Origin of the sequence: Clostridium sp. AF29-8BH, from assembly GCF_003478145.1 — a bacterium.
GTDB lineage: Bacteria > Bacillota > Clostridia > Lachnospirales > Lachnospiraceae > Otoolea > Otoolea fessa.
Map to the genome: position 1 here is coordinate 1 of NZ_QUEL01000014.1, position 15,916 is coordinate 15,916.

Annotated in this window: 17 protein-coding genes and 2 pseudogenes; 13 read left to right on the forward strand and 6 right to left on the reverse strand. The window is 49.4% G+C overall.

Features of this window, described 5'->3' with window-relative positions; all coding sequences use genetic code 11:
• The first annotated feature begins 278 nt into the window (after window positions 1–278).
• The 8 genes and pseudogenes from DWZ16_RS09360 (at window position 279) to DWZ16_RS09390 (ending at window position 7,005) form a co-directional block, all read left to right on the forward strand.
• Entirely contained in the window at window positions 279–1,445 is a 1,167-nt protein-coding gene (locus tag DWZ16_RS09360; RefSeq protein ID WP_107000505.1) for a THUMP domain-containing class I SAM-dependent RNA methyltransferase, read from the forward strand.
• Entirely contained in the window at window positions 1,435–2,256 is an 822-nt protein-coding gene (locus tag DWZ16_RS16830) for a stalk domain-containing protein (protein ID WP_412694320.1), read from the forward strand. The genes DWZ16_RS09360 and DWZ16_RS16830 overlap by 11 nt, the downstream gene beginning before the upstream one ends.
• The gene (locus DWZ16_RS16835; protein WP_412694321.1) at window positions 2,169–3,149 is read left to right on the forward strand and encodes a lectin like domain-containing protein; all 981 of its coding nucleotides are present in this window, start codon (window positions 2,169–2,171) and stop codon (window positions 3,147–3,149) included. The genes DWZ16_RS16830 and DWZ16_RS16835 overlap by 88 nt, the downstream gene beginning before the upstream one ends.
• A gap of 109 nt (window positions 3,150–3,258) precedes the next feature.
• Window positions 3,259–3,857 (forward strand): annotated as a pseudogene (rdgB, locus tag DWZ16_RS09370) (RdgB/HAM1 family non-canonical purine NTP pyrophosphatase).
• Window positions 3,857–4,353 (forward strand): annotated as a pseudogene (locus DWZ16_RS09375) (metallophosphoesterase). The pseudogenes rdgB and DWZ16_RS09375 overlap by 1 nt, the downstream one beginning before the upstream one ends.
• A 134-nt stretch (window positions 4,354–4,487) precedes the next feature.
• The gene (locus DWZ16_RS09380; protein ID WP_181357183.1) at window positions 4,488–5,117 is read left to right on the forward strand and encodes a DUF3877 family protein; all 630 of its coding nucleotides are present in this window, start codon (window positions 4,488–4,490) and stop codon (window positions 5,115–5,117) included.
• Window positions 5,118–5,133: 16 nt separating this feature from the next.
• Window positions 5,134–5,994: an SseB family protein gene (locus DWZ16_RS09385; protein ID WP_118522665.1), complete on the forward strand. Its 861-nt coding sequence runs from the start codon at window positions 5,134–5,136 to the stop codon at window positions 5,992–5,994.
• 15 nt (window positions 5,995–6,009) lie between these two features.
• Entirely contained in the window at window positions 6,010–7,005 is a 996-nt protein-coding gene (locus DWZ16_RS09390; RefSeq protein ID WP_118522666.1) for an aldo/keto reductase, read from the forward strand.
• A 69-nt stretch (window positions 7,006–7,074) separates the two neighbouring features.
• On the opposite strand, the gene DWZ16_RS09395 is transcribed toward DWZ16_RS09390, so the two are convergent.
• Both DWZ16_RS09395 and DWZ16_RS09400 read right to left on the reverse strand, forming a co-directional pair.
• Complete coding sequence (locus DWZ16_RS09395; RefSeq protein WP_181357182.1) at window positions 7,075–7,419, reverse strand: NusG domain II-containing protein; 345 nt, start codon at window positions 7,417–7,419, stop codon at window positions 7,075–7,077.
• The gene (locus DWZ16_RS09400; protein ID WP_118522667.1) at window positions 7,400–8,425 is read right to left on the reverse strand and encodes an FAD:protein FMN transferase; all 1,026 of its coding nucleotides are present in this window, start codon (window positions 8,423–8,425) and stop codon (window positions 7,400–7,402) included. The genes DWZ16_RS09395 and DWZ16_RS09400 overlap by 20 nt, the downstream gene beginning before the upstream one ends.
• Before the next feature lie 287 nt (window positions 8,426–8,712).
• On the opposite strand from DWZ16_RS09400, the gene DWZ16_RS09405 reads away from it, so the two are divergent.
• From DWZ16_RS09405 to DWZ16_RS15460, 5 genes are all read left to right on the forward strand, one after another.
• Window positions 8,713–9,246 carry a Gx transporter family protein gene (locus tag DWZ16_RS09405; RefSeq protein WP_022359343.1) on the forward strand — a complete coding sequence of 178 codons (534 nt, stop codon included), beginning with the start codon at window positions 8,713–8,715 and terminating at the stop codon, window positions 9,244–9,246.
• Window positions 9,247–9,601: 355 nt separating this feature from the next.
• Window positions 9,602–10,312, forward strand: coding sequence for a hypothetical protein (locus tag DWZ16_RS16190; protein WP_243021985.1), 711 nt, complete (start codon window positions 9,602–9,604; stop codon window positions 10,310–10,312).
• 11 nt (window positions 10,313–10,323) lie between these two features.
• Window positions 10,324–10,725, forward strand: coding sequence for a hypothetical protein (locus DWZ16_RS16195; RefSeq protein ID WP_243021986.1), 402 nt, complete (start codon window positions 10,324–10,326; stop codon window positions 10,723–10,725).
• Window positions 10,659–11,255 (forward strand): O-antigen ligase family protein, encoded by a 597-nt coding sequence (locus DWZ16_RS16200; RefSeq protein WP_243021987.1) that lies wholly within the window; start codon window positions 10,659–10,661, stop codon window positions 11,253–11,255. Before DWZ16_RS16195 ends, DWZ16_RS16200 begins: the two co-directional genes overlap by 67 nt.
• A 262-nt stretch (window positions 11,256–11,517) precedes the next feature.
• On the forward strand, window positions 11,518–11,673 hold the full coding sequence (locus DWZ16_RS15460; RefSeq protein WP_182427326.1) for a hypothetical protein: 156 nt from the start codon (window positions 11,518–11,520) through the stop codon (window positions 11,671–11,673).
• A gap of 154 nt (window positions 11,674–11,827) precedes the next feature.
• Here the strand turns inward: DWZ16_RS15460 and DWZ16_RS09415 are convergent, their stop codons facing one another.
• From DWZ16_RS09415 to DWZ16_RS09425, 4 genes are all read right to left on the reverse strand, one after another.
• Complete coding sequence (locus tag DWZ16_RS09415) at window positions 11,828–12,367, reverse strand: hypothetical protein (RefSeq protein ID WP_118472959.1); 540 nt, start codon at window positions 12,365–12,367, stop codon at window positions 11,828–11,830.
• Between the two features lie 224 nt (window positions 12,368–12,591).
• A complete protein-coding gene (locus DWZ16_RS16840; RefSeq protein WP_412694322.1) occupies window positions 12,592–13,452 on the reverse strand; it encodes a hypothetical protein in 861 nt (286 codons plus the stop codon).
• A complete protein-coding gene (locus tag DWZ16_RS16845) occupies window positions 13,374–13,970 on the reverse strand; it encodes a hypothetical protein (RefSeq protein WP_412694323.1) in 597 nt (198 codons plus the stop codon). The genes DWZ16_RS16840 and DWZ16_RS16845 overlap by 79 nt, the downstream gene beginning before the upstream one ends.
• A 311-nt stretch (window positions 13,971–14,281) precedes the next feature.
• A complete protein-coding gene (locus DWZ16_RS09425) occupies window positions 14,282–15,892 on the reverse strand; it encodes an aldolase catalytic domain-containing protein (RefSeq protein ID WP_118522668.1) in 1,611 nt (536 codons plus the stop codon).
• Window positions 15,893–15,916 lie beyond the last annotated feature (24 nt).

A 15,916-nucleotide genomic window follows, 5' to 3' on the forward strand; every position in this document is an offset into this window, starting at 1 on the left:
GGTAGGCACTTTTGGAACCGAAAGTGCCGTAAGAAAACGTGGTGGCAGCAGGAATTTGCCGTATTTAAATGCGAAGCCACGGCAAATTCCGTTACTGGGCACGTATGCGTGAACAGTATCAGTGCAGCCTGAGATAGACACTTTTGCCGCGGCTTTTCATTGACAGATGCAGACCAGTCAACTAGAATAAAAATGGTGAAGACTGTAATGAAAATAAAAGGATTCTTTGCATGAAATGATTTGGCAATGAATCCACAGAGAGATAAGAGGAAAAAAGATTGGAACGATATGAACTGATTGCTCCCTGTCATTTTGGACTGGAAGCAGTGTTAAAAAAAGAGGTAGTGGATCTGGGCTATGAGGTTACCGAGGTGGAAAATGGTCGCGTAACCTTTATCGGCGATGCGGAGGCGATCTGCCGTGCGAATATTTTTCTGCGGACGGCGGAGCGCGTCCTTTTAAAAGTGGGAAGCTTCAAGGCAGTGACCTTTGACGAGCTGTTTGAGGCGACCCGTGCGATTCCGTGGGAGAAATATCTTCCGAAGGACGGTAAATGCTGGGTTAAAAAGGCGTCGTCTATTTCGAGTAAGCTGTTCAGCCCGTCAGATATCCAGAGAATTATGAAAAAGGCGATTGCCCGTCATATGCAGGAATATTACGATCTGGACCGGATGCCGGAGACGGGCAATGAATATCCGCTGCGCGTCTTTTTCTATAAGGATCAGGTGACAGTCGGTATCGATACGAGCGGCGAGTCGCTGCACAAGCGCGGTTACCGTCAGATGACGAGTAAGGCGCCGATCACGGAAACACTGGCAGCGGCGCTGATTCTTCTGACTCCGTGGAAAGCGGACCGGATTCTGGTCGATCCGTTCTGCGGAAGCGGTACTTTCCCAATCGAGGCGGCGATGATCGCGGCAAATATGGCACCGGGCATGAACCGTTCCTTCCTGTCGGAGAGCTGGACAAACCTGATTCCGAAGAAATGCTGGTACGACGCGATCGATGAAGCGACCGAGATGGTGGATGATACCGTAAAGGTAGACATTCAGGGCTACGATATTGACGGAGAGGTAATCAAGGCGGCGCGGGAAAATGCGGAGAGAGCCGGAGTGGATCACATGATTCATTTCCAGGAGCGCCCGGTGGCGCAGCTGAGCCATCCGAAGAAATATGGCTTTATTATCACAAACCCGCCTTACGGCGAGCGTATCGAGGAGAAAAAGAACCTTCCAGCGCTCTATAAGACGATCGGTGAACGGTTTAAGGCGCTGGATTCCTGGTCGATGTACCTGATTACCGCGTATGAGGACGCAGAGCGCTATATTGGCAGGAAAGCGGACAAGAACCGGAAAATCTACAATGGTATGATGAAGACGTATTATTATCAGTTTATGGGTCCGAAGCCGCCGAGAAGAAAAACGGGGGATCAGGTTGAAGCGTAATGTTTTCTATGGGGCGCTTCTGGTGCTTCTGCTGGGATTTCTGGTACGCGAGAACCGTCTGATTCATATTCCGAAGCAGGTGGAAAAGACGGAGGAGAGCGCCGAGTGGCAGCCGGAGTGGTATGAGCAGATGGCCGAGGAGATTAATGACAGCCTGATCACGCTGGAAGTCGATGGAACAATGGTCGATCCGCAGCTTGGAAGCTTGAGAATGTCGCAGGACGGGCAGTTTATGATACCGTATGGGATGCTGCCGGACGCGCTTTCCTGTGCGGCGCTTCTATACGATGGAAACCGGCTTGTGATGGAGCGCGGCAATACTCATGCGGAGATGACGGTCGGAAGCCCGGAACTTTTGCTTGGGGAGGAGAGCCAGACGATTGTAGCAGCCCCAGAGTGGGAAAATGGAATCCTGTATGTGCCGCTTGAGGCGGTGACGGAGGTATTTTCCTATGAAGAAAATTGGGATGCAGAGAACCGGAAAATGGAACTGACTGGGTCAGAGGATCCAGCCACGTTTTTGCCGGAATCCTATGATTACCGGAAGGCTGGCCGGGCACCGGCGGTTAAAAACCAGGGGAGTCTCGGAACGTGCTGGGCGTTTGCATCGGTGATGGCGCTGGAAAGTCGTGTCCGGCCGGAGTGGAATGTCAGCTTTTCGGAGGATCATATGTCCCTCCGGAACAGCTCCATTTTTCACAGAATGCCGGGGGCGAGTATACGATGTCGATGGCGTATCTGCTGGCGTGGCAGGGACCGGTGCTGGAAGAAGAGGATCCATACGGCGACGGCTATTCGCCTGACGGTTTAAGCCCTGCTTGTCATGTGCAGGAGATACAGGTGTTGCCGGAGAAGGATTATGAGGCGGTTAAACGGGCGGTTTATCTGTACGGAGGCGTTCAGAGCTCCCTGTATACGGCGATGGTCGGTGACCGCGACGATACGCATTATTACCGGAAAGAGACAGGGGCGTACTGGTATAATGGCGATGAGAAGCCCAATCATGACGTTGTGATCATCGGCTGGGATGACCACTATTCGAGAGACAATTTTAACCAGCCGCCGGAGGGGGATGGCGCGTTTATCTGCGCCAACAGCTGGGGCGGCGAATTTGGGGACGATGGGTATTTTTACGTGTCCTACTATGATACAAATATTGGGATCCACAACATTCTCTATTCCGGAATCGAGTCGGCAGATAATTACGACCACATTTACCAGACAGATCTGTGCGGCTGGGTCGGGCAGCTCGGTTACGGAAAAGAATCGGCATTTTTTGCCAATATTTATACGGCAGAGGAGAAAGAAGAGCTGGAGGCAGTCGGCTTCTATGCAACCGGGGAAAATACATCGTATCAGGTATATACCGTGACGGACGCCGAGGGCAGCTCCCAGTTCGGGCGGCGCAGAAAGGTGGCTTCCGGGGAGGTTGCGAACGCCGGATATTATACGGTTTTGCTGGATAAGACGGTGACGCTGGAGGCAGACGAACGGTTTGCCGTGATTGTCGAGATCACGACGCCGGGAGCGATTCATCCGGTGGCGATCGAGTACAGTTCGTCGGATAAGGGACTGACGGTCGATTTAAGCGACGGTGAAGGCTATATCAGTTACCGCGGTTCCTCCTGGGAGCGCGTGGAGGCGGAGCAAAACTGCAATGTGTGTTTGAAAGCGTATACGAGGAATGTGGATTCCTGGAATTGATTGCTGGTACGGATGTGAAGGTATGGCGGAAGCTGTTTTTGAAGAACGGTGATTCGGAATGTCGGGATATGAAAAGCCATGCTGTTTGAGGATAAAGGAGCGAGGAAAAGTGAGCGAGAAAATTATATTTGCGACGGGAAATGCGGGAAAGCTGAAAGAGATCCGTGAGATTTTAAAGGATTTAAACCGTGAGATTGTTACGATGCGCGAGGCTGGATTTGAAGGCGAGATCGAGGAAAATGGAACCACCTTCCGCGAGAATGCAGAGATCAAGGCGAAGGCAGTCTGGGAGAAGACGGGCGGCATTGTGCTGGCAGATGATTCTGGACTGGTGATAGATTATTTAAACGGCGAGCGGGCGTTTATTCAGCGCGGTATTTAGGGGACACAGCGTATGAGGAAAAGAACCGGATTCTGATTGAGCGCGTGAAGGATGCAAAAGGAAAAGAGCGGAGCGCCCGTTTTATGTGCAATATCGCGGCAGTGTTGCCGGATGGCAGAGTGCTTCACACAGAAGCGGCGATGGAGGGCGAGATTGCAAAGAAAGCGGCTGGAAACGGCGGATTTGGATATGATCCGATTCTCTGGCTGCCGGAGTACGGCAAAACGTCAGCAGAGCTCACGATGGAGGAGAAAAACCGTATCAGCCACCGGGGCAAGGCGCTGGAGCGGATGAAGGATGCGCTGAAGGAGGCGCTTGGCGAGTGATGAAAAAGATATTAATTACAAGCGACACTCACCGTCGGATGGTAATCTGCTGGAAGTCATCCAGAATGAAGCACCGTTTGACATGTTCATTCATCTGGGTGACGCCGAGGGAAGTGAGGACATGATTACGTCGTGGTGTAAGGAGCAGAACCCGGACTGCGAGGTCTATATGGTGCTGGGAAATAATGATTTTTTCTCCCATCTGGACCGCGAGAAGGAGATTTCGATTGGAAAATACCGCGCATTTCTGACCCACGGTCATTTTTATAGCGTATCGGTTGGGACGGAGCGCCTGATCGATGAGGCACAGGATCGCGGCGTGCAGATTGCGATGTTTGGACATACCCACAAGCCGTATCTGGAGCGGCGCGGGGATCTGACTGTGTTGAATCCGGGCAGTCTTTCGTTTCCGCGCCAGGAGGGCAGACGCCCGAGCTACATGCTCATGGATCTGGATGACGAGGGCGAGGCGCATTTTACGACCTGCTATTTGTAGAGGTCTGTTACTGGGCACATATGCGTGTCACTGTTCACGTATACGTGCCCAGTAACTATGCGTGAACAGAAACCGAAAAAGCAAATATCCGCATATTGACGCATTTTCGGTAAATTGTTATAATGAGAGAGATTGTGAAAAAGGTACTTATCAATGATTCAATCGACCCAATAAAGATGCCGGGGACGGAGGTTTCGTTTCCGAGGCAGGAGTATGACATGAAACTGGAAGCTTTAATTCAAAATATGACGGATCAGATCAAAGAGGCGCAGCTAAAACTTGGTTATGCCAGGGAGACGATGCGCCTTTATTATCCGCTTTCTTCCCTGAATGCGATGCTGGAGATGCAGGAGACGGATATCCGGGAGCTGGCGAAGAAGATACGGCATGATCTGGAGGCGAAGAAGGAGAAAATGGGAGATACCCAGATTCGGATCCACGCCGATCGGATCGTCTTTACGATCCCGCCGGATTTTGTGGAGTATGTCCATGAGCAGGTGCCGGAACCGCCGTTTTTAAAAGAGCTGATCCAGTTGTTTCGGGAAAAGCACGCCTGCACAAAGGAAGAGATTACCGCTGTGTTTGAAAAATTCGGCGCGTATGAGTGCCGGCAGATGCCGGACGGCATGGATTTTGATTATGTCATTTATTTTACAGACAGCAGCATCGATGCATATGATTACTGCATCCGTGAGGAGATGGGGCACACGATTTACCACCGATTTGCACGGGCTGATTTTGAGGCATTGATGACGATTCAATAAAAAGGAGATTAGACGGATGGAAAACGAGACAAAGCAGACAAATACGAATGAACAGGAGCCGGATATCTTCGCACAGAAGTTAAGAGAGGCAGATTCCTTATATGCCATTCTTTCCGGATGTACGAAAGAGCCGTATGTATACTGTGATCCGGAAACAATGGATGATGCCATCCTGCTGTTTACGGACGAAGAGGGCGCAAAGGCAGGCGCACAGAAGCTGGCAGAGCAGCAGATTCCGGTAGGAATCGCGAAGGTAGACAGAAAGAGCCTTCTGCTTTTCTATACCAGCCTTTACACGATGGGTGTCAATGCTATCCAGGTACACGTGGGCGAGAAGCAGAAGATGATTCAGCTGACCGAGTTTGTAAGACGCAAAGACCCGGAGGAGAGCAAGAATGGAAAAGTCTGGGTGGAGAACCCGGAGCTGCACCTGACGATGCTTTACTATATGCAGGATCTGCGCCGTCAGCCAAATCAGGAGATTACGCCGGAATTAAACGATTTACAGGAGGAGATCGGCGCGCACTTCACGAAGGGTCGCTATATCGTGCCTCTTCCAGAGGAAGGAAATGGCATTCCGCTGGTTAAATTAAAGAGCGGAGATATTTTCCAGCCGATCTTTACGGATGTGATCGAGTTCCAGCGTTTCAACCGTGAGAAGAAATTCCGCCCGGTTGTCGTAGATGCGCTCAAGCTGGCTCAGGTACTCCCGGAGGAGGCAAAGGGCATCGTTCTCAATCCGCTGGGCGTTAATATGCCGCTGACCGTACAGAAAGTAAAGAAGCAGCCGGAAGCACCGGTCCAGAAGCCGGTATCCGTAGAGGCACAGATCGACGCAGCTATCCGCGAGGTTCAGGCAGAGGCTGGACGGGAGTAGGAAAGGAAAGAGTATATGTATCAGGCAGCAGACACAAGATATGATGGAATGACCTACAACCGCTGCGGCAGCAGCGGACTCAGACTCCCGGCAGTTTCGCTGGGATTCTGGCATAATTTTGGCAGCACCGGCGTCTATGAGACAATGCGGAAGCTGTGTTTTACCGCTTTTGACAATGGCGTCACGCACTTTGACCTTGCCAACAATTATGGACCGGAGCCGGGAAGTGCTGAGGAAAATCTGGGACGGATTGTAAAGGAAAATTTCATGCCATATCGAGACGAGCTGATCATCAGCACGAAAGCCGGATACGAGATGTGGAACGGCCCTTATGGAAACTGGGGCAGCCGTAAATACCTGCTTGCAAGCCTCGATCAGAGCCTTACACGCCTGGGACTTCCGTATGTAGACATTTTCTACCATCACCGGATGGACCCGGAGACGCCGCTTGAGGAGACGATGGGAGCACTCGATCAGGCAGTTAAGAGCGGAAAAGCTCTCTATGCAGGACTTTCCAACTACAATGGACAAAAAATGCAGGAAGCCGCTGCGATCCTGCGTGATCTGAAATGCCCGTTCGTCATCAATCAGAACCGCTACAGCATCTTTGACCGCACGATCGAAAACAACGGCTTAAAAGAAGCTGCTGTCAAAGAAAAGAAAGGTCTGATTGCATTCAGCCCGCTTGCACAGGGAACCTTAACCGACCGTTATCTGTACGGCATCCCAGCCGACAGCCGCGTCATGACCGACGGCAGATTTCTCAAAAAAGACCAGCTCACCGAAGAAAAAATCAGCCAGATCCGCGCCCTCAACGAGATGGCCGGACAGAGAGGCGAAAAACTCTCCCAGATGGCGCTCAAATGGGTCATGAAGGATCCTGTGGTAACCAGCGTTCTCATCGGTGCGTCCAAACCGGAGCAGATATTAGATAATCTGAAAATGTTGGATGGGGCACCGTTGAGCGAGGAAGAGCTGCTTAAAATCGATCAAATTTGTGGAATAAAATAAACAGAAAACGCCCAGCGGCGCAATTATGTGTACCCGCTGGGCGTTTCCGTCCGTGTTGGCAAACCATATCTATTTAACCGCCACAACCACCCTATTCGGCAGGCAAACCAGCGATTCCCCACTCTCTGAAACGGTTCCCTGCTTCACACAGAGCTTGTCCGGGCAGTCTGCCTCTTCGATCCGGGCACATCCATCTTGAATCACCAGATGATTTTGTCCCCCCTGATACCCGTCGATCCAGGTGTCTATCTCCTCATCCAGCCGGTAGGTGGCGACGGTTGTTCCATTGACACTGACATCAACGGTAAAAGCATCCTTCTGGCGCTGCAAGCGCACAACCAGAAAACCGATGAGTATGACGGCAAGAAGAACCAGAATCAAAACAAAATCATTTCTATTTTTCTTTGATTTCATCAATAAATGCCTCCGCTCCATCCGAGTAAATCAGTTTATAATCATCCGTGATAAAATAAGCATAAATGCCATCCATTGAATTGATGAGTTCCAGGCCCTTATCCAGTCCCATCGAGAAACAGGTCGTGCTGAGTACATCGCCATCCACCGAACGCGGGGAGACGATCGTCACGGAAACCAGTCCGTTCTGGTACGGATAGCCTGTTTTCGGGTTTAACAGGTGATGGTAATTGACACCGTTTTTCTCAAAATGGCGCTCATAGACGCCGGAGGAGACAACGGACATGTCATCAATATTCAGATCGGCAAAAACCGTTGCATAGTCGGCAAACGGTTTCTGCAGCCCGATGCGGAACGGCTGGTGGTTTGTGCGCTCACCGACACAGAGTACGTTGCCGCCCAGGTTGATGATGGCGCTTTCGACGCCGGATTCGGTCAGATAGTCTTTCATGCGGTCGGCAATGTAGCCCTTGGCGATGGAGCCGAGGTCAATCGTCGTGTCCGGGGAGAGGAAGGTTAAAGTATTTCCGTCAAGTTTCACATTTTTCCAGTTGACGCGTTCTGCCGCCGCTGTTATGTCATCCTCCGCCGGGATCACATGCTCGTCGCTGGTAAAATTCCAGAGAGAACTGAGCGGTTCGATCGTCAGGTCGTAGGCACCATGGGAAACCTCACTGTAATGCAGTCCTTCAGAAATCATCGCCGCCATATCGTCGGAGACGGTAAAAGTCGTCTCGTCGGCGCTGCGGTGGTTTAACTTGTAAAGCTCGCTGCCCTCGATCGTCTTGCTGAAACGGTTTTCGTACTCCTGGCACATGTCCACACAGTGGTCAAGGATCGCTTCATCCTGCGAATCATAGAGTGTGATGTTGACAAATGTATTCAGCAGAAACGCGGAACGGCTGATCGGCTCCCGGCGGGATTTGCTGAAAAGAAGCGCCGCGCCGCAGCCCAAAAATACGACGGCAAGAAGTGTCAGAAGCGCGGATAAATCCTTTTTTTTCATAAAGAGCTCCATTCTTAAAAATATCGAAAATTCGGTTTGAAACTATGTTTGCAAAAATGTCTGCAACTACTCTAACAAAGGTTGATAGGAAAGTCAAGATTACGGCCCAGAAACTAAATGCACCGGCAGCCAGAACGTTACTGGGCACGTATGCGTGAACAGTAACGCCAGAACTGTATCGTACGGAATTTTTAGTTCAGAAAATTTCTATCTGTGAACAGTTACGCGCTTTACAAAACTAAAAATTTTTACTAATATATTCATAGAGGTATACAGAGGAGGAAGAAATGCAGAAAAAAGGACGAGCAGGCACATCCAGAGCCGGAAAAATCGCTTTATATGGAATGATGACAGCGCTGGCATTTCTGCTGAGCTATGTTGAGACCCTGATACCGATCAACCTGGGCGTTCCGGGGGTCAAGCTGGGATTGGCGAATCTGGCGTCGATCGTGAGCCTGTATCTGCTGGGAGCCGGTGCGGCAGCGGCGATTGCATTGGTGCGTATCGTGCTGGTAGGATTTACGTTTGGAAACCTGTCGATGATGCTGTATAGTCTGGCAGGTGCTGCGGTCAGCCTTCTTCTGATGGTGGTGTTCCGCCGGTTGGACTGGTTCGGCGTGACCGGTGTCAGCATCCTGGGTGGTGCGGGACACAACATCGGGCAGCTTATCGTGGCGGCGCTGGTGGTGGAAAATGCGAGTCTGTTCTACTATCTTCCGGTGCTTCTGGCAGCCGGAACGGCAGCGGGGGCGCTGATTGGGCTTCTCGGAGGAATCCTGGTAAACCGCTTAAAATGTCTGGATTTGACAAAATTTATGTAAATGGAAGCCACAAGGGTAAGAGGATGTACAGTGACTGTTCATATGCAGGCATTTTTGGAACCGAAAATGCCATGAGATAAGGTGGCGCAATGGTAGATGGGCAGATAAAGTGTTACTGTTCACAGGTAGGCACTTTTGGAACCGAAAGTGCCGTAAGAAAACGTGGTGGCAGCAGGAATTTGCCGTATTTAAATGCGAAGCCACGGCAAATTCCGTTACTGGGCACGTATGCGTGAACAGTAACGAGATAATAGGGGAAATTTAAGATTTCCTTCCTTGCTATCCACAAAACGAAATGCTATACTGATACAAGCCGTTTCTCTGGTTTTACGAATAAGAAAAGGAGAAGAATGTGATGGAACAGACAGAGATTGCAAGAGAGCAGGGAGCTCCGGCTGCATCCATTTTGGCAGAGCAGGCATGGGAAGGAAAAGTCCGAAAGGTTTTTTCATGGATTGTGTCGGTGTATCTGTGTGTGGTGTTTGGGGCATTTCCGCTATATTTCCATAATTATTATTATGATATTCTGGTATCGAAATATCAGTTTTACTGGCTTAGCACGGTTGCGATGCTGGCGTCATGCCTGATCGCAGCGATAGTATTTGAGTGCGCGGATTTAAAGCGGTTTGGCGGGGCGCATGTGCGGCGCTTTTTCGGCGCGTTTCGACCGTCTGAATTAAAAAAGCAGCCATTTGCCTATAAGGCGTTGGCAGTTTTCTGGGGGCTGGCATTGATATCGACGGTGCTGTCGGACTATGTGTATGAGTCGTTCTGGGGCAATGAGGGACGATTCAGCGGATTTTTTTTGATTACGCTGTATGTGCTGGGAACGATTGTGATCAGCAAGTATGGTCGGATGAGAAAATGGTACCTGGATGTGTTTCTGGCGTCGTCTGTTCTGGTCTGCCTGTTTGGAATCACAGATTATTTCCAGATGGATTTATTGGGATGGAAAAAGGGCGTGAGCAATGAACAGGGAAACTTGTTTGTATCTACATTGGGAAATATCAACACGTATACGGCGTTTGTGGCGCTTACGATGGCGGTTGCTGCGGCTGTTTTGTAAGTGAGAGAAAAGTGGGACGCCGTATCTGGTATTATCTGGTTTCGGCGCTGGCTTTTTTTGCATTGATTACCGGACAGAGTGATAATGCATATTTATCACTTGGAATGCTGTTTGCAGTGATGCCGCTGTTTTTATTTACGACATGGCGGGGCATCGCAGATTATGGTATTCTGGTGGCTATGTTTGTGACCGTGATTAAGGCAGTAGATACGGTCAATAAAGTATATGCCGATCAGGTCATCGGTCTGGGCGGTGTGTTTGGCGTGTTGGTGCGCTATCGTTATCTGGAGGGAGTTGTCGTTTATTCTGGATTCTGGCGGGGGTTCTCTGGGTTTGGAAACGGAAGATGGAACAGACGAATCCAGAGAGCAAACCGGGACGATGGATTTGGCGTGGCTGGTGTGCCGTTTTGATTCTTGGATGCCTGGCAGTGGCATTTGTCCTCTATGATGCAAATTTGGGAGGACATGCGGAACGGTACAGTACGTTGTCCCAGTATCTTGTTTTTGATGATGACTGGGGGACGAACCGGGGATATTGCTGGAGAATTGGATGGCAATCCTATCGCGAACTGCCGTTCCTGCATCAGTTGTTTGGTTTTGGACCAGACACATATGGAATTCTGACTTGGGATTTCAGACAGGATGCACTGGATCGGTATGGGGTTTTCTATGAGAGCGCCCACAACGAATATTTCCAGTACCTCGTCACAATGGGACCGTTTGCGCTTGCATCCTATCTTGCGTTTCTGGGCGGCGCCTGCGTGAGAATGTGCAGAAAATGGAAAGAGTGCGCCTGGATTCTGGCGCCTGTTCTGGCGGTGCTCTGCTATGGAGCACAGGCAGTTGTTAATATCAACCTCCCGATCGCGACGCCGATTATGTGGGCGATGCTGGCGATTGGGCTTGCACTCACAAGAGAGAAAGCAGAACAGGCAGAATAGCTCAAATAGACGGCAAATCCGGGCAGATTCGTCGGAAAAGCCGAAATGACGAACTTTGTCGATTGAGAATTTAAAGTAATGTGTGAACAGTAGCTGAGCGATGCTCCGTGTCGAAATTTGCGATCGATAGACTCTTTTATTTTTCTTAAAATCGGTTTATAAATAATATGAAACGAAAAAACGATAGGATCGCCTGGCAGAGCTGCGTTATGCAGTGTGGTCATCTGAATGGAAGAACAGGCGGTTAAAAGGAGGAGAGTTTATGGATGAAGCTAAAAAATTGGTCGTTTTAGAGCAGGAAAATGAAGAATTAAAGCGTGAACTGAGGGAGTTATCTAAAACTCTGGATCAGATGAATCAAAGCTTAAACCGGATGATTGACCACTACATACTCTGTAAGACGGAGAAGGCGGGATAAGCGGAGAGCCTGGATAAGATGGAAAAGAAGAGGCTCATTTATATCAGATGGAGCAGGTGAAAAATCAAATCAAAAATTAAATAGTAGATCGAATATGAAAGCCGCATGATTCAGAAGGTATGTTATCAAACCAGAATGAATCATGCGGCATTTTTTATCTACTCTGTGTAATATGTAGTCGGCGCGTCAATTCCCAGATTAAATCATGCATCCAGGAGACAGTCTGCTCCAGCTGCTCGTTTTTCTCTCTTAGAGCCAATACTTCCTGATAGAGCGTTTCCTTGTCGGAATCTTTTGAAATATCCGGATGGATCTTCGAGGAAGTGGAAGACGATTTTGTTTTACCCGGTGCTGCAGAAGGATCTGTCATCAGTTTGGTGTTATCGGGTGCTGCATTTTGAACCGACGATTTTTCATCATCCAGTGATTTGCTCCGGCCGGATGGCTTTGTCTGCTCTGGTGCCTTAGCCTTGTTCGCCGGTTTGGCTTTAGAATCCAAAGGGATCGCCGCATTAATCATGTGTCTGGAAATCAGGATCTGCCGCTGTGGATAGTCTAAGTCCATGAAATCCTGATACGGAATGGGAAGAGGAGTCATGGCAATTGAGCAATGCGGACACACCGCATTGGCAACGAGCTGAAAGAATCCATAATGTCCACAGTTTGGACAGCAATAAACATTTAAACCACGCATAGAGTTGCCTCCGTAGAAGTAAGAGTTGAGTCATTAGGAGAAAAATGAAAATATCCCCCTTATTATAATACGGTTTAATCGAGAACATTATAACTGGTTTTTAGAAAAAAATTTAAAAATTTCCAAAAAAAATTTCAAAACGATAAAAAAAGACATCTTTTAGAAAAAATACCGCGGTGTCACAAAAGTGTCCTGCGGTATTTGAACGGATGCAATATTATATTCTACTGGATGATTCCAGATGTGTCAACTGTCCAGACAGTATCATTGCTGTCTTTGATATCCTTGAACCCTTTTCCGAGTTCCGGACGGGAAGCGGAAGAGGAGGAAGAGGTTGCTTTCTGGATGGTGCCGCTGGTGTTTACCAGGTAGCGTTTTTCACCGATGGAAACCGGCTCATAGCGGAGTTCCGGATCCGCCTTCTTTAAAAGACCGTTTACATAAACCTGGTTATCGCGCTCGCCATGGTAGCCCTGTCCTTTGAGAGAGCCTTTGGTCTGGAAATACCAGATCTGGTTTTCTTCTAAATCATCATTGTAAATGGTCTGCTTGCCGGTACGCATCACGCCGTCGTCGCCGAAGTAGTAGGAGGCGAAGCTGCCATCCGCCTGTTTCAGGCTCTGAAGTCCGGTCTGCATTTCACCGCGCTCGTTGAAGCAGTAGCGCTCGGAATTGATGGTGAAAATAGCAAGATCCTTCTCGGCAAAGTAAGCGGTTCCGTTTTTAAAGAAGAAGGAAAATGGCTCTTCTTCTTCGCTGATGCCCGGTGCCCCTTCAATGGTGTACCAGCCGCTTGCCCGGCGTCCGCCATTTTCCGGATCGTAATAGCGGAAATCGTTTAAGCTGACAGTGTCTGTGGCAGAGTTGTCCGCTGTTGCTGCTTCGTTTGAAGGTGTGCTGGAGCTTACAAAGCCAGCTTCCGCGACATTGATCCAGCCTGTCTGCATCTGGCCGTCGATGAAAGTGTAGTAGCCATTGTCGATTTTGCGGTCCATCTGGTTTACGATCATGCGTCCTTCGGTGTCAAAATAGCACCAGATATCTTCATCGTCGGTGTCTTTCGTGATGGTTTCCAGCAGATCCATCCGGTTTTTCTGGCGCCGTCATCCTCCTCGCCGAGGTAGTAGGTCTGTCCGTCCAGCTCCAGAAGCCCGGTCTGCATCAGTCCGTCCTCGTCGAAATAGTAGGTTTTTCCGTTGATGCTCATCCATTTGGCAGTTACAATCTTGCCGTCCTTGCCAAAATAGAGCCAGGAGCCGCCGTCCGGAGAATCCGGGCTGTCATAGCTGATCTCATTTTCAGCCGAAACCCATTGGTTCTTTGCCATGTGCCCCTCATCGTTGACGAAATAGTCATCGACTCTCTGATTGGTAGCAATCTCGCCTTCCTCATCGAGATAAAACCAGTCGCCATTCCGCTTTTTCCATGTGTTTGTCTCTTTATAGCCGTCCTCATCGTAGTAATAAAGACGACCATCTTCCTCTGTCCAGCCGCTCTGAGCCGCCAGAACTCTGTAAGTTCCCGTATTTGTCATTATAGGTGCAGCAGCCGCGAACAAAGCCGCAGCGGATAAAACAGCTAAAGTTTTAGTTTGCTTACGCATGGTATAATCTCTCCTTTTTGAAAATGCGAAAATCCATCGCTGCATTACGGGGCTTATTATACGGGGATTATGCGTAAAAAGATAGTGTGCGTTGCTGGAAAGGGTGGAGAGATGTGGAAAAAGGTTACTGTACACGGGTAGGCACTTTTGGAACCGAAAGTGCCGTAAGAAAACGTGGTGGTAGCAGGAATTTGCCGTATTTAAATGCGAAGCCACGGCAAATTCCGTTACTGGGCACGATGCGTGAACAGTAACGGAAAAAGGGGTGAACCAGCTGGAACACCCCTTTTTCTATATGAAAATATAATTTTTTATTTTACATATTTCGAATCCGTCAGGAACTCCAGCGTCAGCGTTCCTGCCAGCCTCTCCAGCGTATCTATCACATACTGGTTAATACTCTGTGATTTTTCCCGCGCGATCCGGTAGTCCATCGCGGAATTATAGTAGTTGTCTCCATCGACCGTATATCCGTCGAATCCCGCGCAGGCGGCGTGGTGGACGCTTGTTTTGGTCAGGACGTTCAGCAGCATGACAAAGGAATTATCGATGATCTCTGCATTCTGGTCGATCAGGGAATTATAGTTTAAGGTGTAATCAAAATGTGTATCTTTGACATTCGTCACGTTCGAGGTCGCGATGACGCGCACCGGGCGTCCTTGGGCGTCGGCGTGCTCGAGCAGGCGGTTGTTGAGCTGGACATACCGCCTGGAATTGCTTAAGAACGCATAATCGATTGGAATTCCCTCCGGGATAAAATTGACGGAGATTGTGATCGGATTGTGCGCCTTAATATAGGAAAGAATTGTCTCCTTTTCCAGTTCCAGATTCTTTCCCGGACCGAGCAGCAGAAGCGGGCGCTCGCTCCAGGAAGCACTCAATGCCTGAATATCGGCTTCGTCATTGCATTCTGTGCTCTGATACCTGCGGTACAGTGTTTCAATGTAATCTTTGTCGTAGAGCAGTTTTTTCTCCGGCTCAATCGCATCCAGAATCGTATTGATGGATTTAAGCGACAGGGTGTGCTTATCCATCAGGAAGCGGACGTAGTTCGGATGGCAGTTGTTGGAGGCGGAAATATAGAAGAACAGGTTGTATCCCCATGGGCTCTTTCGGAAGAACGGCATGATGCTGATGTCGATCGCCTCGAGCATCTGACTGACATTGAAATTGCGTCCGAATACGGTGTTCATGTACATGGAAATGAGTTCGATCGGAAGATTTCCAGCGCTTTTTCCCATGCCGTACAGGGTGGCATCAACTAAAACGGTGCGGTCTGCCGGTTCGCGTAAGACTTCCATGCTGTTCGAGTATGCGAGCTGGAAGTTATTGTGGGAGTGGTAGCCGATCGCGATCGATGGTTTTAAGTTGTAGTTTAAGAGCTGGAAATAGTGCAGCAGGTTATCCTGATGCAGTAGACCGTAGGTGTCTACAAGGGACATCGCATACGGTTCCAGATCGTTGACAAGGTCAACCAGATCCAGAAGCTCACGGTCGGAGTAGCTGGTGATCGAAACCGCCTGTGCAAACACTTTGTAGCCCAGTTTTTTGACTTCGTGGCAGAACTGGATCGCCTCATGCATCACATGTTTTTTGAAAATGACGCGGATGCCGTCGATGTAGGATTCAGAACACGGGCTTAAATTAGAAATATCGCAGGTTCCGTAGTCGATCATGGCGACGATCATCGTATTTCCCTTGTCCAGCTTGCCGAAAATCTGATCGGCACACTGGGTTGTCGGCATGATCGTGCGGTTGCGGTCGAAGGAGCGGCGGTCATCCAGAAAACCAACTTCCAGAATGTCCACACCCGCGCTGATCAGACGTTCAAAAATAGTAACAATATTGTCGTGACCGAACTCCCAGTCGTTGACGTAGCCGCCGTCACGGAGAGTGCAGTCGAGTAATTTGACTTGTTTCATGATGTTTGTCCTCTTGTTATGTTT